The sequence below is a fragment of the Pseudomonas triticicola genome (assembly GCF_019145375.1).
GTDB classification, from domain to species: domain Bacteria; phylum Pseudomonadota; class Gammaproteobacteria; order Pseudomonadales; family Pseudomonadaceae; genus Aquipseudomonas; species Aquipseudomonas triticicola.
In genome coordinates this window covers 198,951-219,439 of record NZ_JAHSTX010000001.1, presented here as the reverse complement: position 1 = coordinate 219,439, position 20,489 = coordinate 198,951, and the positions used below count along the sequence as shown (strand labels likewise).

Genomic DNA, 20,489 nt, shown 5'->3' with positions numbered 1-20,489 from the left:
GGTGGGAGTTACAGCCGCATCTGTCGGATGACCTGGCGCGGATCGGCGCCGGCGGCGATTGCCGAGGTTGCGTCCCGGGTGAGCTGATCGAGCGCCTGCTGCTCGAAGGCATCGGCAAGTGATGCGGCCTTTCGCACGATGAGCAGGGCCAGCTCGGGCGGGAATGTGGTCTTGGATGGGTCAGGCAGGTAATCGCAATCGATGACAGACATAGGGGCTCCGGGAGATGTACTCAGTTTTGAGTGTATCTCCGCAATAAGCCAGGTGAAAACACTGCATACACGCGCAAAATGCAGTGACTTCTCCCGCAGTGTGACATTTTGGTCTCACTGAGATGATTTGGTCTCATTGCGCGGCCCCGAACGTACGATCAAACATCCGACGTCGCTCGAAGATAGCAGGCGCCGATGGCGTCCTTTCCCTGGATTCGCGCCAGCGCCACTACGCGTACCAGCGTTCTGTTGCAGTCTGCCTCGGACGCCTTCTGCTCCGTCATGACTGGCTGGCCGGCTATAAACATTACGAAAACCCAATGAGTAAGCATCTCTATTCCTCGAGTGTTTGCTCTATGTAAAGTTTGATTAAGAATGAGAAAGCTCTACTGGCCTTTTGAGATTGGGTTGGGAGTGGCATTATCGATTGCGCTAAATAGCACGCCCTCGCCGAGGACGCTAAAACCGCACTCAAGGAGTTATGAATGGCCAGTATGCCCACCCCCGAAGAAACGGCTCGTGAGATTCTCGCGATTTTCGTTCATCACTTTAATAATCGTCCAGACGACGTATTGCGGATCAATAATTTCCTTTCAGTTTGGCATTCGCGTGGCCTTGATGCTGCCGACTTCAAACCTGGAATGACATACGCTGCTCAGCAAGGATGGGTAGACGTCATGCCTAAAGGGGAATCGTTCAGGCTTACCGCTAAAGGTTTTGCTGAAGCTTAACGAGTGCCTGACAGCAGGTCGGATCAGGCATCAGCGATGCTGCCCCGCCGGGGGAAGATCATCCGAATCTGGATCGTCAAGTAACGCGACACGTTTTCTGATCTAGCAAAACGTGTCGCGACACCTGCCATACCGAAATCGGAGGTCAGGTACAGCCCCGTTGGGGGTTGGATCGTTCAACTTCCCCCACTGGGGGTTGTTCCTCAAATTGAGGAAGTCCCGCCACTTCTCCGTATTTACCCGACCTCAGATTGAGGGTGAACGATTCGTTCACCTGGCAGCTGTATCACTTTGCCTACTATCGACTTACTGCAACAAAAAATCCTCCTTCCGAACCGCCAAAACCAACTATTTCAGTCCCATTCCGTCCCGTTCTGTGTAGCACCTGAGGTGCACCTATAAAACACTGGATATGCGATCAGATAAGTCCTAATTTGGTTGCGTCACCCGGTTTCGCAGCCAATGAGGATTGATCATGCAGACCCAACAAACGAAACAGCGAGGACCACAGGCCAAGCCTACTCGGGCGGAACTCAATTCGGCCTGGGCGCGCCTTCGCGCTGCCGCAGACACGGGCAGCATCGAAGCCTGTGCCCTGCTCATCGCCCTCAGTGAGAACAAACCCGTTATCGGCCTGGAGTCTCGCCTTGCCCGTGCCTAGAAATTTCAGCAGTAAGCGCAACCGCGCCCGGCGCTGGATTGCGGAGCGCGGGTTGACGCTGACTGAGCTCGCCGGCGGCCGCTTCCATATCACCGGCCCCGGCGTCGATCTGCACATTGCAGAACTGGCACTGCTGCATCCGGCCGAACTGGTCGGCGCGCGCAAGAAGGCTGCTCAGTGACGGGCCGCGCCAACGCCGGGCAATGGGCGCCGGGGCAATCAGGTAACCCCGGCGGGCGTTCAGGGCAGACCCAAGCGATCCGCGCGAAGCTGGCGGAGGGCGCCGAGGCGGTGACCAAGAAGGTGCTGGCCGCCGCCAAGAAGGGAGATATGCAGGCCTGCCGGCTCATCCTTGAGCGGCTTGTGCCGCCGATCAAACCTTCAGTGGAGTCGGTGACGTTCGACCTGGACGACACGGACCTGCCGAGTGCCGCTCGGTCGCTGCTCAGGGCTATCGCTGACGGGAAGCTTCCACCCGACCAGGGCAAGAACCTCATTCTCGGACTGGGGGCCGTTGCTCGCGTCATTGAGGTGGCAGAGCTGCAACAGGCGATGGAAGAGCTTCGCCTACAAATCGAGGAAATGAAGCGATGAGCATCAAGTCACTGAAATCCGAACTGCAGCGGCTGGCTCAAAAGATCGGTGCGGCCGACGAGTCGGTTCTGCTGATTGTGCTGGCAGTGATCCGCGCCAGCTCCACCGAACTGCAAGAAGAGTCCGACTTCCCCAAGACTGCGGGACACCAGGTGGACTATCGAATCCAAGGGAAAAACGAGTGCCTGTTTTTCCCATTTTCCTCAATGGATAGCGACCAGTGCGAGGAGATGGCGAAGGCTCTGATCCTGCACGTGCGCCACGTTGAACGACCAGGCAGGTATGGCGCTCAGGTCGGGATCATGGATATCCGCCACGCCCCAACGCCAGGCGCCTGGATCGTCACCAGGCCTCCAGAGGGTGTGACTATCGATCAGCACGCCGCCGAGCAATATCGACAAATTATCGAGGCGCGCAATGAAGCCTCTTAAGCAGTTGGCCAAGCTCAAAAACGAGTTGGGCCTAGCGGCCACCGATAACGATGTGCAAGCCATCAGTCAGATCATGGACCAGCTCAGCGCCGCGGCCGCCGGCGGGATGAATCCCGATCAAATGACGCTCGCTGACTACTTCGAGCCTGAACCACAAACGCAAACCAACCATAGGTACACAAAATGAACCTGCAACGATCTGTCGGCGCTATGCAAAAAGTCGGATCTGCCACTGTTTTCCTTCACGACTTCAAGAAATACCACTCCGAAAATCTGCCCGGCACCGCCTGGGCGCTTTGGCCAAATGTTGGCCCACTCCAGCGCCTTCAAGACGCAATGCTCGATCAATACTCGAAGGCATCGGCGAAAATGGAAGCCATCCGCGAAAACGCCGACCTGACGCGAGAGGCAAAGACGCGGCGATCAGCAGCTGCGTTTGACGATTACGTCATGGCTGTGAAGGACGGTATTCCGACGATCCGGGAGACAGCCCAAAACCTCTACACCTACGCATCCCAGAAAATCCTCCCATTCCTGGCTCTCTCGCCAAATGACGCCGTGGGCGCATCTCTGGATGCCGAGTGCCGGGCATACACCAGCGACCTGCCAAACAACGAGCGCATGAACCTCCTGATGCAAATGCGCCAGGGGAAAGAGTCGCGCATCGCGGCGGCGGTCCTTCGCGGCCCGGCCAGAATCAGCGGCTACACCGATGAGCAGGCGGTAAAGCTCGGTGGCGCGGGAATCGCCATTGCGTATCCGGATGCAGTGACGACGCTGGGCCTGCTTGCGATCGGCGTGCGTGAGACGCTGATGAACGCACGTGCCCTCGCTGTCGGCTTAATCACCGACGGAGTGGGAATCGACAGTAAGGCCGCCGAGGTGCAGAAGTGGGGTGATTTCGGCGAGGGTTACGCGAACCTTGCGGAGTGGCTCACCCCTATCCCGCTTGAGCTACCCGGTAAGGGGCCGACCGCCGAGATGCTCAAGAACAGTCCGAACGCGGACGATGAAGAAGCTGCTGAAGACGCAGCCTGACCCAACGTTGTGCGGCCGCGATCTGGCGGCCGCGAATCAGGATATAGCCCTTGGCCAACTATCAAGAACGCTTCGCCGAAGCGTGCAAAACCAACCATTTTTCATCGTATCCGCTGAAACAAGGTCCCGACTCCGGTTACGTGGTGTGGGATGTACAGCACGTCCGCGATGGCCAGAAGGTGACCATTGACGGTCCTTTCTTCACTGAGGAAGAGGCCCGAGTCTCGGCCGATCTGCTGCGCGGGACGTTTCGTGGCGCTCGTGCCTACCAGGGGATCTACGACCGTATTTGGAATTACGACCCACAACGTGAGCAGGTGACATTCGATCAGGCGCGTATGTCGCGGTCGCTTCTCGCTATTCGTCTCGGCGTATCCATGCCGACTACTAACACATAGGAGACAGGCAATGGCTGCCACAGTTGTGCACTACAGCCCCCGGACGACGATCCAGCTCAGCAGCATCTTGGGAAGAAAGTTCTTCCGGCAAAAGGATTACCAACTTGAAACAGGCAGCGCCTGGGAGGTCTTCAGGGCGTTGAGGGCGACGGTCGATGGATTCGCCGAGGAGATTGCTCGCCTGGCTAGGCTGGGCATGAGATTTGCCATCATCCGCAACGGCAAGAACGTGGGGGTGAAAGACTTCGACCTGGGCGGTATCAAGACATTGAAAATCGTCCCGGTGATCGCAGGCAGCAAACGCGCCGGCCTTCTGCAGACAATCATTGGCGCCGTCCTGATCGTCATGAGTCCCTTCACAAATGGCGCAACGTTGGCTCCGGGTATCGCCCTAGCAGCGGGCGGCGTCATCCAAATGCTCAGCCCGCAGGCAACCGGCCTGAAGCACAGCGCCTCCCCCGAAAATTCTCCCTCCTACGCCTTCGGCAGCGCCAAGAACACCACGGCCAGCGGCAACCCGGTCCCGATCTGCATCGGCGAACGCCGGTGGGGCGGGATGATCATCTCGGCGTCGATCCTGGCTGAAGACAAGGTCTAACCTATCTGGTGTAAAGTTAGCCCTTCAAACATTGAGGACGAATCATGCACAGGATTTTTCCAGCGGTCGCGGTGATCGCGTTGATTGCTGGGTGCTCAAGCACCCCCGTTGATCCTGGATCAGCAAAGCGAGTAACCGCCGATCGCGTCTACGCCTATCAGACTGCGACGCCGGGTGATGCAACGCTTGTTGTCAGCCGCGACAAAGGATTTTGGGCGTCTGGCGGATGCTTCGCCACGCTGCTCATTGACGGCAAAAGAGCCGCCCGCCTTGATACTGGCGAGGTCGCAAAATTCCACGTTAAGCCGGGTCGGCATATCGTGGGCGTTGGAGGCGATGAAGATGGCGGTGGCTTGTGCGCAATGCAGATTGGCCAGCCAGTGAAAGAGACGGCGACTGAAGTTGTCGCTGGCGAAGTACAAAAATACCGAATATCGGGCACGCAGAACGGCACGGATATCCGCCCTTCGTCTATGTAACCACTCAAACAATTGAAACGGATGCCGTCAAAATGGATGACAAGGAGCGATTCGATTTCGCTGAGAAGGTTTACTACTACGAGCTAGAAAGGAAGGAAAAACTCATCGCGCGACTGAGCCTTCCTTTAGCGATACTGGTCGCGCTGCTCAGCTTTTTCTCCTACATGCTCGACAAAGCACCAACGACCTATCTCGGCGGTGTGGCGGTATATTTCTGGGTTTTCTACTGGTACGCCTGCATCTGCCTAGCGATTGGAATATGGAATTTTTGGAGAGCCTGGAACCTGCGAGTTTTTGACAAGGCGCTATCCACGCTGGAGGAGATCGAGGCGTATAGGGCCTCGATGCTCAAGCTTTACGCAGAGTTCGAAGACGGGGTGGAAGAGACAGAAAAACAAATGTCCATATTCATTTACAATCAATACGTCACTGGAGCGACTACGAACGCGCTGAATAATGATCGACGTTTGGAATATCTGAATAAGCTGTCGACGTTCATGGCGGCAACAATCCTATTCGCCTTGGTATCGTTCATACCGTTTTATGTTTACCACCACCCATAGGTAATCGAAATGACTACGCAGAAGCCGCCACCGCCTCCACCACCGCCAATGCGATTTGTGCGTGACGATAAACCGCGCCCAAGCCAGCCCCGCCCACCTGAGCCTCCTCGTCGCCCACGATAGACATTGGCAAGGGGCGGCACTCTCAGCCGCCCTTCCTCGATCCCTCCTCCCCCTTTTTTTACCTCCATGTTATTGCTGGTATGCCTGAGCTGATACGCGCAAATTGGTGTTTATTTGCGCATTCCGCTTGATAAGTGACACTCATAGTGCAATAGTATTAGTAGAACACCTTAACTGATACGGACAGCACATCATGTTCATCCGCGCATACCTCCGAGCATCGACCGAAGAGCAGGACGCCGGCCGCGCCCGGGCATCGCTCGAGCAATTCGCCACCGACCAAAACAAGGTTATCGCGAGCGTGTACCTGGAGAACGCCAGCGGCGCGTCGGCAGATCGGCCTGAGCTGCTGCGCCTGCTCAAGGATGCGCGAAAGGGTGACGTCTTGCTGGTTGAGTCAATAGATCGCCTCTCACGCCTTCCTGTGGAGGATTGGCAGAAGCTCAAAGCCGCGATTGACTCCAAGGGCTTGCGCATCGTCGCGCTCGATCTGCCAACGAGCCATCAAGGAATGCAGGACACCAAAGGGGATGAGTTCACCGGGCGGATGCTGGGAGCGATCAATTCCATGTTGGTGGAAATGATGGCCGCGATCGCGCGCAAGGACTATGAGCAGCGTCGTGAGCGCCAAGCTCAGGGAATTGAGAAAGCCAAAGCTGCCGGCAAGTATCAAGGCCGGCCGATGGATGAGGCGCTGCACAAGAGGGTAAAAGAGCTGCTGGCCGCCGGTCTGGGCATTCGCGCAACGGCTCGGCACGCCAGCTGCTCGACTACTACCGTCCTGCGAATCAGAGACGCCGGGCGTTGAAGGTTACAGATGCTGTTCAGCAGTTGCTAAAAACACCAGGCAAGCTCCTGTCATGTGAAGCATATAAGCCACAAGGTAATCCGGAACAACGGTTGGTTCAGCTCCTTGTCCGTGCCCTGCGAGATTATTCCGCCCAGTTGGCACCGCTGCCTCCAGCAAGCTTTTGAGCGATGTAAATTGAGTCTGCCAAAAAGCCGGGATCAATCCGTTATCCATGCAGACCTTGATCAACGAGCTGGCCGTTTCCTTACCAGTGACAGTCCACTTACGCTTTGCACAAATCGCTTTCATCAGGCTTTCGAAAGACTTCAAGCACTCATTTAGGGCTTCCTTAGAATTACCGTGCCGGTAATGCTCGTGCGCTTTCAAAAACTCCTGTTGCGGTCCCGCGTACGACTTACTCTCCAAAAGCCTAAGCGCTGGTTTCACCACCTCGGCGTGCAATAACTGCGAGTCAATTCTTAAAATTTCACCGTTTACGAACTGATAACCGACGCCATGCTCCTGAAAGCGCTTGTTGAGCTCATCGATAGAGGCATCCGCGATCTCGTTCGAGTTGTTCCTCCACAAATACTGAGTTTCGCGGCTGATTCTATCCACCGCCCTGAAGCAAAGCTCAACGACATCAAGCGCTTGCTCCAAGTCTTCAGTTTGCAAGAAAAAATTGATCACCTCATCAGCAAAATCACGCTGACCGTGCTGACGCGCTGTCGGCAAAGCGAAAAGGCCATACTCCCGGCATAGCATTTCGCTGATAAATTTCCAGCAGTTTTGGTTCGGACGATCATTAGGGCCGCCCAGCGCGTCGCACATCGCATGAACAATTTGCACGCGAAGTGCATCCGGCAACCGATCGTATTGATAAACATCTGGCGTTTCGCCGCGGAGCTTTTTCTGACGCTTGGAAAAGATATCAAAAATAGCCACTACCCGACTCCCAGAGGTAATTAACGCAAGATCCTTGAGAAAGCTATTGCACCCACAATGCACCCATGAGATTTTTTGAGGGGCCGCATCGAAGCGCTTAAAGCCTTTAAATATGTGGTGTCCCAGGCGGGGTTCGAACCTGCAACCTTCCCCTTAGGAGGGGGATGCTCTATCCAATTGAGCTACTGAGACACTGATTGACGCGGGCTGTATGCGGCGCGACAGACGGCGTGCATGTTAACGGCCAGCCCCTGTTTTGTCATGTCGTCCGTAGGGCTTTTTAAGTGTAGGCAAGCGCCCTGGAAGATTGCGGGAACTTTTACCGGGCAATTTGCACTACCCGAAAATGCGCTCATTGCAGATTGCAATCACCGCACTCCTAAAAACCTTACCAAACCCTTGTTTTTAAAGGACTTATCAGCCGTTACACTGTTGGCACGGCGACTGCTATGCCTGTTCTATCAAAAAGAACAATTTGGAGCGTCGTGCCATGAACAGCACCCTCTTGCTTGCAAACGCAGCGGCATTGGCTTTCTTGCTCGGATCGCATTTTTTTCCGAAAGCTGACATTGAGCAACCAGTGGCGCAGCGCATGCCGCATTACCTGCAGGTGCAGAAAGCGCCGCAGTGGGCAGTGTTGAGTGATCGCAGCGACGCTTCTACGCAAATGGTCAGCGAGCCTGAGCAAGCTTCGGCGCGAACCACTGAACGTCTGGTTTTTTGAAATATCTTCAGGAGTACAACATGTCCAAATCGGCGACAGGATTTCTCATCCTCGCTTTACTGAGTGGCGTTACCCATCTGGCGCTGTTCGAGGAGACGGAAGTCACCTTGCCTCTGGTTGGCTGTGGCGTGTTTGCGGTGCTGTTTGTGCTGGCGCTGATTGCAGGGCGCAAGATCAAGTTCGATCCGGTTCTGCGTTGAGCCGAACCAATTCCAGTAACGAAGAGACCGCGGTAGCAAGGTCAACAGAGTTGTCGATCTGATGAACGGGGCTGTCGCTGGATCTTCGGTCTTTGAACAAAGCATTGCGAGCCAGCCTCGCATCGATTTGCTCAGGGTTCTCCCGACCACGGCTGAGCAAGCGCTTGCGCAGGACCTCATCGTTGACTGTCAGCAGAATCGGCACCAGCGTTGGATACTTCTCCATTGCTTGACGCAGGTTCGCTCTTGACCCGTTAACCAGTACGTGCCGGCCCGCTTGCAACCATTCATCCATTTCCCTTGGAATGCCGTAGGAGAGGCCGTTGGCTTGCCAGGCCAGGGAAAACGCGCCGGCGTGCTGTCGCCGTTCGAATTCTTCAGGCGTCACGCCAATTGCATCTTCGCCGACGGACTCCGCCGAGCGGGTAATCACCCGGCGCATTACTTCACAGTTCAACGCCCGCAGTGGCTCACGCGATGCATCGATCAGGCTGTCCTTGCCCGAACCGGACGGCCCCATCAGGTAAAAAAGCTTGCCATCCATCCTGTAAACGCCCTCCGACGGGTCCTGCCTCTAGTAAATCGGCAAATTGCCACTATCCTGTACACATAGGGATCAAGAATAGCGAGCCGCATAGCATGCACGTTCTGAGGTCTTCGGACATCAACAGATGTGCATGCGAAAACGGGCAGCGATATGGAAGGATGGAAAGTTTTCCAACCAGTCCGCATTTCTGACAACTGGTGCTGGCATTACGCCTTTACCCGGCGCAATATTTGTCACAGAATTGACGCCAATGATCTGGCAATTTTGAGGCATGATGCCGGCCTCTTAACAATTCAGGTTGAACCAATTGGTCCGGATGCTTGTCCTACCACACATCCTGCGGCCAATCCCGAGAACCGCTCCCCTGAACTAACCGGTTAAATATATGCGCCCATTGAAACAGGCAATTTATTCCAGCCGTACGGCTGACAAGTTTGTCGTACGTCTGCCAGACGGAATGCGTGAACGCATTGCCGAGGTGGCTCGCAATCATCATCGCAGCATGAACTCCGAGATCATTGCGCGCCTTGAGCAGAGTCTTATTCAGGAAGGCGCACTGGGCGAAGAGCTGAGCATGCGCCTGGACAGCCCGGAGCTGTCGCTGCACGAGCGCGAGCTGTTGCAACGCTTCCGTCAGCTGTCGCACCGTCAGCAGAACGCCCTGGTGTCGCTGATCGCACACGACGCAGAAATGGCCGCAGACGCGTCCTGAGTTATACCGAACATATTGAAGCCAGCATGATTGCTGGCTTTTTTTTGCCCGCAATATGACAGATGGCCGCTTGGCAATTGAGTGTGGCGAGGGGATTTATCCCCGCTGGGCTGCATGCCAGCCCCAAAAACAATGGGACTGCTGCGCAGTCCAGCGGGGATAAATCCCCTCGCCACGGTTACTTGTACTTGCGCTCATATCTGTTTGGCAGGCACAAAAAAACCCGTCAATTTGACGGGCTTTTCATTGCACAAGGTCAGAGCAGGAAGATTGTTGCCAATCCGAGGAAGATGAAGAAGCCACCGCTGTCGGTCATTGCCGTGATCATCACACTGGCGCCCATCGCCGGATCGCGGCCCATTTTCGCCAGCGTCATCGGGATCAACACGCCCATCAACGCCGCCAGCAACAGATTGAGCGTCATCGCCGCCGTCATGACCACGCCGAGTGACCAACTGCCGTAGAGCATGTACGCGACCACACCGATCACCCCGCCCCAGACCAGACCGTTGATCAAACCGACCGCCAGCTCTTTGCGCATCAAGCGCGAGGTGTTGCCGGTGCTGACCTGATCCAGCGCCATGGCGCGCACGATCATGGTGATGGTCTGGTTACCGGAGTTGCCACCGATACCCGCCACGATCGGCATCAGCGCCGCCAGTGCCACGAGCTTCTCGATCGAACCTTCGAACAGACCGATCACCCGCGATGCAACAAATGCAGTGATCAGGTTCACCGCCAGCCACGCCCAACGGTTACGCAGGGATTTCCACACCGAGGCGAAAATATCTTCCTCTTCGCGCAGACCGGCCATGTTGAGGACTTCGCTTTCGCTTTCCTCACGGATCAGGTCGACCATTTCGTCGATGGTCAGACGGCCGATCAGTTTGCCGTTCTTGTCGACCACCGGCGCCGAGATCAAGTCGTAACGCTCGAATGCCTGAGCGGCGTCGTAGGCGTCTTCGTCCGGGTGGAAACTCACCGGATCGCTGGCCATGACTTCGGCGACCTGCTTCTCCGGATCGTTGACCAGCAGACGCTTGATCGGCAGCACGCCCTTGAGCACACCGTCGTAATCGACCACGAACAGTTTGTCGGTGTGACCAGGAAGCTCTTTGAGGCGACGCAGATAACGCAGAACCACTTCAAGGCTGACGTCCTCACGGATCGTCACCATCTCGAAGTCCATCAGCGCACCGACCTGATCCTCGTCATAGGACAGGGCCGAGCGCACGCGTTCGCGCTGCTGGTTATCCAGACTCTCCATCAGCTCATGGACAACGTCTCGCGGCAGCTCGGAGGCCAGGTCAGCGAGTTCGTCGGCGTCCATGTCCTTGGCCGCAGCCAGGAGCTCGTGATCGTCCATGTCGGCGATCAGCGTTTCACGGACGGAATCGGATACTTCAAGAAGAATGTCGCCGTCGCGATCGGCCTTGACCAGTTGCCAGAGCGTCAGACGATCGTCCAGCGGCAAGGCTTCGAGAATGTAGGCGACGTCGGCGGAGTGCAGATCATCGAGCTTGCGTTGCAGCTCGACGAGGTTTTGCCGGTGAACCAGGTTTTCCACGCGGTCGTGGTGCGGACCTTCCTGGCGATGAGTCAGGTCTTCAACGACACGTTGGCGCTGCAGCAACTCGACGACCTGAGCCAGGCGGTCCTGAAGGCTTTCCTGTGTTTTCTTTACTTCGATTTCGGACATAGGCGAACTCCACTCCCAGCAGCGGGGCACGCCGGAAGGATCAATCAGTCAATTCATGATTGGTGAAACGGTTTACTGAACAACTACTGGGTAAGTCCATGGAGGTTTTCCATAAGCCCCGGCGGGGCTGACGGGCGCAATGATACACGCCTGACGGTTTAAAACGTTGAAAAAATCACGGCTGAAACAAGCGCTTGCGAAACAAACCTGAGCACCTGCCTGACCCGTGCAGATGCGACGACTCATCTTGAAAAGAAAACACACCGGCAATGCAAAAAGCAGCGACTACCCTTGAGCTTAGATCGTCATGGAGGACATCGAATGCCGGCAAAACCCGCGCTATATCTACTGACCGCCCTGCTCCACACCACGCCTGCCAACGCCACCACACTTCATCGTTGCCAGGCCGGTGACGGCAGCGTCACATTCACATCGATGAGCTGCGCAACCGGGGAGCAGCTCTCAATTCAGGAGGTTCATCCCTACTCACCTGGCTGGGTCGCAATCATGCCGGAGTTCAATCACGAAGCTGTGACCGGCATGAAAGACAGTGGACGCGAACCGGGCATCGTCGGCGGCACCGAACACAAATGTGGAAACCTGATCGATAACAGGCAGCGGCGCGAAGCGATCATCAATCGGCGAGTGATTGCCGGCATGAGCCAGCGGGACGTCGAAAGCGCACTGGGCAAGCCCGACAAGATCAACACGCGCACATCGACAACGAGCTATCGTTACGACCTCAAGCGAGGCCGCAGTGCTCAAATTGATTTTGATGAACGAGGCTGCGTGAAGGGAAAAGCCAAATCCCGGACAGCAAAAAGCCCGCGTTAAACGCGGGCTTTTTGGTATATGGTGCACTCGACAGGATTCGAACCTGTGACCGCTCGGTTCGTAGCCGAGTACTCTATCCAGCTGAGCTACGAGTGCATTTTGTGTTTTTAAACCAGACCACAACTGGCTGAAGCCGAGTTACTCACCTTACAGCAAATAACTCTTAAATGGTGCACTCGACAGGATTCGAACCTGTGACCGCTCGGTTCGTAGCCGAGTACTCTATCCAGCTGAGCTACGAGTGCATTTGTTGCCGCGCATTATAGGCCGTCTAATCTCTATGTCAAACACTTTTTCTAGTAATTTCAACAACTTACAGAAGAAGCCAGATTACGACGTACTAAGCAAATAATGGCGGAGAACGGGGGATTCGAACCCCCGACACCCTTTTGAGGTGTACTCCCTTAGCAGGGGAGCGCCTTCGGCCACTCGGCCAGCTCTCCGCAACACGGGGCGTATATTAACCAGCTTCTTCCCCGTTTGCAAACATAAAAATCGATAAAAATTAATGGCTTGGTTCTTCGTCCTTCTCTTTCTTTATACGCAGGTAAATTTCCTCACGGTGCACCGCAACCTCTTTCGGAGCGTTGACGCCGATACGCACCTGGTTTCCTTTGACGCCGAGCACGGTCACGGTGATTTCGCCGTCACCGATAATCAGGCTTTCCGCGCACCGACGAGTCAGAATCAGCATACCTTTCTCCTTACGCCATTCATTTCAGGGACAACAGTCTGCAAAAAAAAGGCACCCGACCTACAACCGCAGCGATCGTAGCCCTACATGCCTGAGTATTGACCAGCGCGAGCAAAAGAACAGTTCCGGGGCTCGCGCCATTCAAAAATAAAGGGCGCGGTCAGACCGCGCCCTTCACAGAAGCGGATTACTCGCCCTGACGGGCCGGAGCATCCAGTTCGAAAGCCGTGTGCAGCGCGCGCACGGCCAGTTCCAGGTATTTCTCTTCGATCACTACGGACACCTTGATTTCCGAAGTCGAGATCATCTGGATGTTGATGCTTTCTTTCGCCAGGGATTCGAACATGCGGCTGGCCACGCCTGCGTGGGAACGCATGCCGACGCCGACGATCGAGACCTTGGCGATCTTGGTGTCGCCAACCACTTCACGGGCACCGATCTCGCGAGCGGTGTTTTCCAGCACGGTCTGTGCGGCCTGGTAGTCGTTGCGGTGCACGGTGAAGGTGAAGTCGGTGGTGTTATCGTGCGCGACGTTCTGCACGATCATGTCGACTTCAATGTTCGCGGCACTGATCGGGCCAAGAATCTTGAACGCCACGCCCGGGGTGTCTGGCACGCCACGGATGGTCAGCTTGGCTTCATCGCGGTTGAAAGCGATGCCGGAAATGATCGGCTGTTCCATGGTTTCCTCTTCATCAATAGTAATGAGGGTGCCCGGACCCTCCTTGAAGCTGTGCAGTACGCGCAGCGGAACGTTGTACTTGCCGGCGAATTCCACCGCACGGATCTGCAGCACCTTGGAACCGAGGCTGGCCATTTCCAGCATCTCTTCGAAGGTGATCTTGTCCAGACGCTGAGCGACCGGCACCACACGCGGGTCGGTGGTGTAGACACCGTCGACGTCGGTGTAGATCTGGCATTCATCCGCCTTCAAGGCCGCCGCCAGTGCCACGCCGGTGGTATCGGAACCGCCGCGACCGAGGGTGGTGATGTTGCCGTGCTCGTCGACGCCCTGGAAACCGGCGACAACCACCACACGGCCAGCCTTCAGATCACCGCGAATCTTCTGGTCATCAATCTGCAAGATACGCGCTTTATTGTGCGCACTGTCAGTCAGGATCCGTACCTGATTGCCGGTGTACGACACCGCCGGCACACCGCGCTTGATCAGCGCCATGGCCAACAGGGCAATCGTCACCTGCTCACCGGTGGACACGATCACGTCCAGCTCGCGCGGAACCGGTTGTGCCTCGCCACTGATTTGCTTGGCCAGATCGATCAGACGGTTGGTTTCGCCGCTCATTGCAGACAGCACAACCACCAGGTCATCGCCGGCATCGCGGAATTTCTTAACCTTGTCGGCGACCTGCTCGATTCTCTCGACAGTGCCGACCGAGGTGCCTCCAAATTTCTGTACGATCAAAGCCATTTCAAAGCCGCCTCTGCCCATGAAGGGCGCCCAATAATCTTTCGAACAGTCGCCAGGCCCGCCACTAGACTGCGGGCCCGGCGAGCCGTCTTATAAAGCCTGCTCGACGAATGGAACGGTCAGCGCCAGTGCGCCGTCCAGCGCAGCGGCATCGACACCGCCGCCCTGCGCCATGTCCGGACGACCACCGCCCTTCCCGCCCACTGCCGCAGCAGCCTGTTTCATCAAATCACCGGCTTTGAGTTGGCCAGTCAGGTCCTTGGTTACGCCTGCAACCAGTACGACCTTTTCCTCATGGACACCGCCGAGCAGGATCACTGCGCGGCCGAGTTTGTTTTTCAACTGATCGACCAGCGCCAGCAGCGCCTTGCCATCCTGACCGTCCAGACGGGCGGCCAGCACCTTCACATCCTTGACGTCCACCGCCGAGGCCGACAGATCGTCGCCCGCCGCGCTGGCTGCCTTGGCCTGCAACTGCTCGAGTTGTTTCTCCAGCAGACGGTTGCGCTCCAGTACCGCCGAGAGCTTGTCGATCAGGTTGTCGCGGCTGCCCTTGACCAGGCTGGCCGCTTCCTTGAGTTGTTCTTCCGCCGCATTCAAGTAGGCCAGCGCCGCAGCACCAGTGACCGCCTCGATACGACGCACGCCCGATGCCACACCGCCTTCGCTGATGATTTTCAGCAGGCCGATGTCGCCGGTACGGTTGGCGTGGATACCGCCGCACAGTTCAACCGAGAAGTCGCCCATGCTCAGGACGCGCACGCTGTCGCCGTACTTCTCGCCGAACAGCGCCATGGCGCCTTTGTTCTTCGCGGTTTCGATGTCGGTTTCTTCGGTTTCAACGGCGGAGTTCTTGCGAATCTCGGCGTTGACGATGTCTTCCAGCTGCTTGATCTGTTCTGGCTTGATCGCTTCGAAGTGGCTGAAGTCGAAACGCAGGCGCTGACTGTCGACCAACGAACCTTTCTGCTGCACATGCTCACCGAGCACCTGACGCAGCGCGGCGTGCAGCAAGTGAGTGGCCGAGTGGTTCAGCGCGGTAGCGTGACGCACTTCGGCGTCGACGTGGGTTTCCACCGGCGCGCCAATGGTCAGGCTGCCCGCGGCCAGCACACCGTGGTGCAGGAATGCGCCGCCGGTCTTGGTGGTATCGCGCACGTCGAAGCGGCTACTGCCGGCCTGAATGAAACCGCAGTCGCCGATCTGGCCACCGGATTCGGCGTAGAACGGCGTCTGGTTGAGCACGATCACACCTTCCTGACCTTCGCTCAGCACGTCGACCGACTGGCCATCCTTATAGATGGCAACGATTTTCGCCGAGCCGCTGGTGGCGGCGTAACCGGTGAACTCGGTGGCCACGTCGACCTTGACCAGGGTGTTGTAGTCCAGACCGAACGAGCTGGCCGAACGCGCGCGAACACGCTGCGCTTCCATCTCGCGCTCGAAGCCGGCTTCGTCGACGGTCAGGCCGCGCTCGCGTGCGATGTCGGCGGTCAGGTCCATCGGGAAACCGTAGGTGTCGTAGAGTTTGAACACCACGTCGCCTGGCACCACGGTGCCTTTGAGCTCGGCCAGATCCTGCTCGAGGATTTTCAGGCCGTGCTCCAGGGTCTTGGAGAACTGCTCTTCTTCAGCCTTGAGCACGCGCTCGATATTGCTTTGCTGCTTCTTCAGTTCCGGGAAGGCTTCACCCATCTCGGCAACCAGCGCCGCGACGATCTTGTAGAAGAAGCTGCCGGTGGCGCCGAGCTTGTTGCCGTGACGGCAGGCGCGGCGGATGATCCGGCGCAGCACGTAACCGCGACCTTCGTTGGACGGCAGCACGCCATCGGCAATCAGGAAACCGCAGGAACGAATGTGGTCGGAGACGACTTTGAGCGACGACTGATCGCCGTTTTCGCAGCCGATCGCTTCAGCCGAAGCCTTGAGCAGGTTCTTGAAAAGGTCGATGTCGTAGTTGGAGTTGACGTGCTGCATCACCGCACTGATCCGCTCCAGGCCCATGCCGGTGTCCACCGACGGCGCTGGCAATGGATGCAACACGCCATCGGCGGTGCGGTTGAACTGCATGAACACGTTGTTCCAGATCTCGATGTAGCGATCGCCATCTTCTTCCGGCGAGCCCGGCGGGCCGCCCCAGATGTGCTCGCCGTGGTCGTAGAAAATCTCGGTGCACGGGCCGCACGGGCCGGTATCGCCCATGGTCCAGAAGTTGTCGGAGGCGTACGGCGCGCCCTTGTTGTCGCCGATGCGGATCATGCGCTCGGCTGGCACACCGATTTTCTGTGTCCAGATGTCATACGCTTCGTCGTCGGTGGCGTAGACGGTGACCCAGAGCTTTTCCTTCGGCAGCTTCAGCACGCCAGTGAGGAAGGTCCAGGCGAAGGTGATCGCGTCGTGCTTGAAGTAGTCGCCGAAGCTGAAGTTACCGAGCATTTCGAAGAACGTGTGGTGACGCGCGGTATAACCGACGTTTTCCAGGTCACTGTTCTTGCCGCCGGCGCGCACGCATTTCTGGCTGCTGGTGGCACGGGTGTACGCACGTTTTTCCTGGCCCAGGAAGCAGTCCTTGAACTGGTTCATCCCCGCGTTGGTGAACAGCAGGGTTGGGTCGTTGCCCGGAATCAAAGAGCTGGAGGCTACACGGGTGTGGCCTTGCTCTTCGAAGAAGCGAAGGAAGGCTTCACGGATTTCTGCGCTTTTCATTAGGTTCTTCCACGGAGGCTGCGGCCAAAGGCCTGTTCGAAACGTCATGAGACGAAGCGACGGCAAAGGGCCGCATTATATCGGCCCTGCGCGCGGGGTACAGCGTGTTTATACGATAGAAACGGTCAATTGGACGGCTGACGCTGTCACTTGCGTGAAAACTCGACGAATGTCGCGATCACTTGTTCGATTTGCGCGCGGCTGACGTCCATGTGCGTGACCATGCGCAAGCGCGCAGCGGCGCTGAGCCTGATCCCGCGTTCGCCGGCAAAGTCCTTGAGTGCTGCGGCCTTGTCGCCCATTTGCACATAGACCATGTTGGTTTGCACGGGCTCGACGACGAAACCGGCCTCACGCAGACCCTCGGCGAGCAACTGCGCATTGGCATGGTCATCCGCCAGCCGTTCGACGTGATGATCCAGCGCGTACAGGCCAGCCGCCGCGAGCAACCCGGCCTGACGCATGCCGCCACCGACCATTTTGCGCAGACGCCGCGCCTTGCCGATCAGTTGCTCGGAGCCGCACAGCACCGAGCCGACCGGCGCGCCGAGGCCTTTGGACAGGCACACCGACACCGAATCGAAATGCTGGGTGATCTCCCGGGCATCGACGCCAAGCTCGACCGCCGCGTTGTACAGCCGCGCGCCGTCCAGGTGCAATTGCAGGCGGTGTTCCTGAGTAAAGCGTCGGGCGCGCGCCAGATATTCCAGTGGCAGCACTTTGCCCTGCATGGTGTTTTCCAGCGCCAGCAAACGCGTGCGGGCGAAATGGAAATCGTCCGGTTTAATCGCGGCCGCAACCTGATCCAGATCCAGTGAACCGTCAGCCTGCACCTCCAGCGGCTGCGGCTGAATCGAACCGAGCACCGCCGCCCCGCCACCTTCGTACTTATAGGTGTGCGCCTGCTGACCGACAATGTATTCGTCGCCACGCTCGCAGTGCGCCATCAGGCCGAGCAGGTTGCTCATGGTCCCGGTCGGCACGAACAGCGCAGCGGCAAAACCCAGGCGCTTGGCCAGTTCGGCCTCGAGGCGATTGACCGTCGGATCTTCGCCATACACATCGTCGCCGGTATCGGCTGCGGTCATCGCTTCGAGCATGGCGGGAGTCGGTTGGGTGACGGTGTCGCTGCGAAGATCGATAACGCTCATGAACCTGGCCTCTGGTCAGATGGGGAAATCCCTTTGTGAAGTGGAATTACTGCGGTCATCGCGCAGATTAATCAACCCTCGACCGAGGAAAAATCCCATTCTTCCTCGAGCAGACAAAGCCCATGTGGGAGCGAGCCTGCTCGCGAAAGCGAAGTAACAGGCAACATATTCGTTGAATGTGAAGCCGCATTCGCGAGCAGGCTCGCTCCCACAGTGTCCTGTGCATGGCCGGGAAATATGTGTTACAAACTTGCCGCCGCCCGCCTATGGGCGGCACAAACGTTCTCAGGGCGGGGTGCAATTCCCCACCGGCGGTAATTGCGCGCAATGCGCATAGCCCGCGAGCGCTTGGCGCCGCACACGACTTGAGTCGGGTGCGTCGGCAAGGTCAGCAGACCCGGTGTGATCCCGGGGCCGACGGTCATAGTCCGGATGAAGAGAGAACGGGATCGACGCCAAAGGGCCGTCCGCGTGCATCCGTGCCTGCGTTCGCACCCTTGCATCCCTTTCGATTCATAACGCCCTGTTTTTCACACAAACAGGAGTCAGAACATGCAACCCACCGCAATCGACAGCAAAAGCAAACACCCACAGGGCGAGCGCGTCGCGTTCATCCAGGCCTGCTGGCACAAGGAAATCGTCGACCAGAGCCGCAAAGGCTTCGTCGCTGAAATGCTGGTGCAGGGTTATCAGGAATCGGACATCGATTTCTTCGAAGTCGGCGGCGCTTTTGAGATGCCGCTGCACGCCAAGCTGCTGGCCAAGTCCGGCCGTTACGCCGGCATCGTCGCCGCCGCCCTGGTGGTGGACGGCGGCATTTATCGCCACGAGTTCGTTGCGCAATCGGTGGTCAGCGGCCTGATGCAGGTGCAGCTGGAAACCGAAGTGCCGGTGTTCTCGGTGTCGCTGACCCCGCACCACTTCCATTCGGGCGAAGAGCACCAGAAGTTCTTCTTCGAGCACTTTGTGCACAAGGGTCAGGAAGCGGCGCGGACTTGCGCGGATACGTTGCAGAAGATTCGCGCACTGCGCCGTACGGAGCAGCGAGCGGTAGCTGTCTGATTCCACCCGGCTGGGTGGGGACTCAAGCCCCACCCGAATTTAAATGTGGGAGCGAGCCTGCTCGCGAATGCGGTGTGTCAGCCACCATCATTTTGGCTGGCAGTCAGCATTCGCGAGCAGGCTCGCTCCCACAGGGATTTGCTCCAGCCGCCAGATTGCGTCAGCCGAGGTTTTCGTCAGTGGCCGGGACGATCAGGATGCCGGCGCGCAAGCCGTTCTTGACCTTGGGGTTGGGGAAGATGATCCGCGCGCCCTGCTCTTCGATCACCCAGCGGGTATTGGCCAGGTCTTCGGCCAGCACATAACCCGGTTCCAGCTCGGAAAAGTTCTCGATATCCGACGGCAGATTCAGGCGGAACGCATCGCTGTGCTTGATAATTTCCCGCGCCACGCTGAACAGCTGCAAACCGTCCAGCCCTTCTTCTGTCTCCGGCTCAGTGCCTTCGATGATCTGCTTCAGACGAGTTTCCAGCAGAGAGACGTTGACGCCATCGTTCTGCCCGAACGGCCGCGCCTTGCCCAGTTCCAGGGTGAAAGCCTCGGCGTCGAGTTTGTCGTAGGTGTACGAGCTGAAGACGATCGATGGCTTGTTCTGCAACAGCACTGCTTCCATGCCGGCGGCGCGCAGGCGCGCCAGTTCGCGACGGGAATGCTGGCGCCCTTCCTTCCACGGGTACAAGGCGAACTGTTCGATCTTCGACCCACGAATCGCGGTGTGCAGGTCGTAGTGCAGACGGTCGCGCTCGGGCTTGCTGAAGAAACTCGCCGCCAGCCGTTCCAGCTCACAGGCGCGCAACGCTTCCGAGCCGCTGCTTTGTTCGTGGCGGCCGTTGAACAGCCGATTGACGTCCTGCTCGACGAAACGCTCGCCCTTGCGAATCGCTTCCGGGTTGCCGAACAGGAACAGAATGCGTGCGCGCGGCTTGAGATCGCCGCGTGCGATGTCGTGCAGCAGCCGATCAAGCAACTCGATCGGTGCCGTTTCGTTGCCATGGATGCCTGCCGACAGCAGCAGGTCCAGGCCATTGTCGCGCGCTTCCGGGGGCCGCACTTCCAGCGCCCCTTCGCTCAACCAGCGCATGCGCACGCCTTCGACAGTCAGTTGAGTCTTCTCCGCCGGTTCGCGGCCGGCGAGGGTCAGTTCAAGCAGTTTGCCGAGGGCGAGCAT

Annotated in this window: 25 protein-coding genes, 4 tRNA genes and 1 riboswitch; of the genes, 16 read left to right on the top strand and 13 right to left on the bottom strand. The window is 57.7% G+C overall.

Annotation, left to right across the window (positions count from 1 at the left end; all coding sequences use genetic code 11):
* Positions 1-8: 8 nt before the first annotated feature.
* A complete protein-coding gene (locus KVG85_RS00985) occupies positions 9-212 on the bottom strand; it encodes a hypothetical protein (protein WP_217862764.1) in 204 nt (67 codons plus the stop codon).
* Between the two features lie 485 nt (positions 213-697).
* Between KVG85_RS00985 and KVG85_RS00980 the strand changes: the two genes are divergently transcribed.
* The 11 genes from KVG85_RS00980 to KVG85_RS00930 all read left to right on the top strand — a co-directional run bounded on the left by KVG85_RS00980 (position 698) and on the right by KVG85_RS00930 (position 6,636).
* The gene (locus tag KVG85_RS00980) at positions 698-943 is read left to right on the top strand and encodes a hypothetical protein (RefSeq protein WP_217862763.1); all 246 of its coding nucleotides are present in this window, start codon (positions 698-700) and stop codon (positions 941-943) included.
* Positions 944-1,590: 647 nt separating this feature from the next.
* Complete coding sequence (locus KVG85_RS00975) at positions 1,591-1,785, top strand: hypothetical protein (protein ID WP_217862762.1); 195 nt, start codon at positions 1,591-1,593, stop codon at positions 1,783-1,785.
* Positions 1,782-2,198, top strand: a complete 417-nt coding sequence (locus KVG85_RS00970; protein ID WP_115989101.1) for a DUF5681 domain-containing protein — start codon at positions 1,782-1,784, stop codon at positions 2,196-2,198. The genes KVG85_RS00975 and KVG85_RS00970 overlap by 4 nt, the downstream gene beginning before the upstream one ends.
* Positions 2,195-2,629 carry a hypothetical protein gene (locus tag KVG85_RS00965; protein ID WP_217862761.1) on the top strand — a complete coding sequence of 145 codons (435 nt, stop codon included), beginning with the start codon at positions 2,195-2,197 and terminating at the stop codon, positions 2,627-2,629. Before KVG85_RS00970 ends, KVG85_RS00965 begins: the two co-directional genes overlap by 4 nt.
* Complete coding sequence (locus KVG85_RS00960) at positions 2,616-2,816, top strand: hypothetical protein (protein ID WP_217862760.1); 201 nt, start codon at positions 2,616-2,618, stop codon at positions 2,814-2,816. Before KVG85_RS00965 ends, KVG85_RS00960 begins: the two co-directional genes overlap by 14 nt.
* Positions 2,813-3,667, top strand: a complete 855-nt coding sequence (locus tag KVG85_RS00955) for a hypothetical protein (protein ID WP_217862759.1) — start codon at positions 2,813-2,815, stop codon at positions 3,665-3,667. The genes KVG85_RS00960 and KVG85_RS00955 overlap by 4 nt, the downstream gene beginning before the upstream one ends.
* 50 nt (positions 3,668-3,717) lie before the next feature.
* Positions 3,718-4,065 (top strand): hypothetical protein, encoded by a 348-nt coding sequence (locus KVG85_RS00950; protein ID WP_217862758.1) that lies wholly within the window; start codon positions 3,718-3,720, stop codon positions 4,063-4,065.
* A gap of 10 nt (positions 4,066-4,075) precedes the next feature.
* Positions 4,076-4,663 carry a tail assembly protein gene (locus KVG85_RS00945; RefSeq protein WP_217862757.1) on the top strand — a complete coding sequence of 196 codons (588 nt, stop codon included), beginning with the start codon at positions 4,076-4,078 and terminating at the stop codon, positions 4,661-4,663.
* A gap of 44 nt (positions 4,664-4,707) precedes the next feature.
* Complete coding sequence (locus tag KVG85_RS00940; protein ID WP_217862756.1) at positions 4,708-5,142, top strand: hypothetical protein; 435 nt, start codon at positions 4,708-4,710, stop codon at positions 5,140-5,142.
* Between the two features lie 32 nt (positions 5,143-5,174).
* Positions 5,175-5,705: a hypothetical protein gene (locus KVG85_RS00935; protein WP_217862755.1), complete on the top strand. Its 531-nt coding sequence runs from the start codon at positions 5,175-5,177 to the stop codon at positions 5,703-5,705.
* A gap of 316 nt (positions 5,706-6,021) precedes the next feature.
* Positions 6,022-6,636, top strand: a complete 615-nt coding sequence (locus KVG85_RS00930) for a recombinase family protein (RefSeq protein ID WP_217862754.1) — start codon at positions 6,022-6,024, stop codon at positions 6,634-6,636.
* A gap of 3 nt (positions 6,637-6,639) precedes the next feature.
* On the opposite strand, the gene KVG85_RS00925 is transcribed toward KVG85_RS00930, so the two are convergent.
* Positions 6,640-7,563 (bottom strand): abortive infection family protein, encoded by a 924-nt coding sequence (locus tag KVG85_RS00925; RefSeq protein WP_217862753.1) that lies wholly within the window; start codon positions 7,561-7,563, stop codon positions 6,640-6,642.
* 115 nt (positions 7,564-7,678) lie between these two features.
* Positions 7,679-7,755: transfer RNA gene (locus KVG85_RS00920), tRNA-Arg, on the bottom strand.
* Positions 7,756-8,053: 298 nt separating this feature from the next.
* On the opposite strand from KVG85_RS00920, the gene KVG85_RS00915 reads away from it, so the two are divergent.
* Both KVG85_RS00915 and KVG85_RS00910 read left to right on the top strand, forming a co-directional pair.
* Positions 8,054-8,287 carry a hypothetical protein gene (locus KVG85_RS00915; protein WP_217862752.1) on the top strand — a complete coding sequence of 78 codons (234 nt, stop codon included), beginning with the start codon at positions 8,054-8,056 and terminating at the stop codon, positions 8,285-8,287.
* 20 nt (positions 8,288-8,307) lie between these two features.
* Positions 8,308-8,487, top strand: a complete 180-nt coding sequence (locus KVG85_RS00910) for a PA3371 family protein (protein WP_016773599.1) — start codon at positions 8,308-8,310, stop codon at positions 8,485-8,487.
* Here KVG85_RS00910 and phnN read toward each other — a convergent pair.
* Entirely contained in the window at positions 8,462-9,031 is a 570-nt protein-coding gene (gene phnN, locus KVG85_RS00905) for a phosphonate metabolism protein/1,5-bisphosphokinase (PRPP-forming) PhnN (RefSeq protein WP_217862751.1), read from the bottom strand. The genes KVG85_RS00910 and phnN overlap by 26 nt on opposite strands.
* A gap of 388 nt (positions 9,032-9,419) precedes the next feature.
* On the opposite strand from phnN, the gene KVG85_RS00900 reads away from it, so the two are divergent.
* Complete coding sequence (locus KVG85_RS00900; protein WP_003178899.1) at positions 9,420-9,746, top strand: Arc family DNA-binding protein; 327 nt, start codon at positions 9,420-9,422, stop codon at positions 9,744-9,746.
* Positions 9,747-10,002: 256 nt separating this feature from the next.
* Here the strand turns inward: KVG85_RS00900 and mgtE are convergent, their stop codons facing one another.
* The gene (gene mgtE, locus KVG85_RS00895) at positions 10,003-11,445 is read right to left on the bottom strand and encodes a magnesium transporter (RefSeq protein WP_016773597.1); all 1,443 of its coding nucleotides are present in this window, start codon (positions 11,443-11,445) and stop codon (positions 10,003-10,005) included.
* A gap of 321 nt (positions 11,446-11,766) precedes the next feature.
* On the opposite strand from mgtE, the gene KVG85_RS00890 reads away from it, so the two are divergent.
* Positions 11,767-12,279 carry a cell envelope protein SmpA gene (locus KVG85_RS00890; protein ID WP_217862750.1) on the top strand — a complete coding sequence of 171 codons (513 nt, stop codon included), beginning with the start codon at positions 11,767-11,769 and terminating at the stop codon, positions 12,277-12,279.
* Positions 12,280-12,298: 19 nt separating this feature from the next.
* Here KVG85_RS00890 and KVG85_RS00885 read toward each other — a convergent pair.
* The 7 genes from KVG85_RS00885 to ltaE all read right to left on the bottom strand — a co-directional run bounded on the left by KVG85_RS00885 (position 12,299) and on the right by ltaE (position 18,259).
* Positions 12,299-12,375: transfer RNA gene (locus KVG85_RS00885), tRNA-Arg, on the bottom strand.
* 72 nt (positions 12,376-12,447) lie between these two features.
* Positions 12,448-12,524: transfer RNA gene (locus KVG85_RS00880), tRNA-Arg, on the bottom strand.
* A gap of 107 nt (positions 12,525-12,631) precedes the next feature.
* Positions 12,632-12,722: transfer RNA gene (locus tag KVG85_RS00875), tRNA-Ser, on the bottom strand.
* Between the two features lie 62 nt (positions 12,723-12,784).
* Complete coding sequence (gene csrA / locus KVG85_RS00870; protein WP_002554426.1) at positions 12,785-12,973, bottom strand: carbon storage regulator CsrA; 189 nt, start codon at positions 12,971-12,973, stop codon at positions 12,785-12,787.
* 187 nt (positions 12,974-13,160) lie between these two features.
* Positions 13,161-14,402, bottom strand: a complete 1,242-nt coding sequence (locus KVG85_RS00865) for an aspartate kinase (protein WP_016773595.1) — start codon at positions 14,400-14,402, stop codon at positions 13,161-13,163.
* A gap of 90 nt (positions 14,403-14,492) precedes the next feature.
* Entirely contained in the window at positions 14,493-17,108 is a 2,616-nt protein-coding gene (gene alaS / locus KVG85_RS00860; RefSeq protein ID WP_217862749.1) for an alanine--tRNA ligase, read from the bottom strand.
* Positions 17,109-17,254: 146 nt separating this feature from the next.
* Positions 17,255-18,259, bottom strand: a complete 1,005-nt coding sequence (ltaE, locus tag KVG85_RS00855) for a low-specificity L-threonine aldolase (protein WP_217862748.1) — start codon at positions 18,257-18,259, stop codon at positions 17,255-17,257.
* Between the two features lie 277 nt (positions 18,260-18,536).
* Positions 18,537-18,708, top strand: a riboswitch (FMN riboswitch).
* 103 nt (positions 18,709-18,811) lie between these two features.
* Between ltaE and KVG85_RS00850 the strand changes: the two genes are divergently transcribed.
* A complete protein-coding gene (locus KVG85_RS00850; RefSeq protein WP_217862747.1) occupies positions 18,812-19,321 on the top strand; it encodes a 6,7-dimethyl-8-ribityllumazine synthase in 510 nt (169 codons plus the stop codon).
* Between the two features lie 160 nt (positions 19,322-19,481).
* Here the strand turns inward: KVG85_RS00850 and astE are convergent, their stop codons facing one another.
* The gene (astE, locus tag KVG85_RS00845; RefSeq protein WP_217862746.1) at positions 19,482-20,489 is read right to left on the bottom strand and encodes a succinylglutamate desuccinylase; all 1,008 of its coding nucleotides are present in this window, start codon (positions 20,487-20,489) and stop codon (positions 19,482-19,484) included.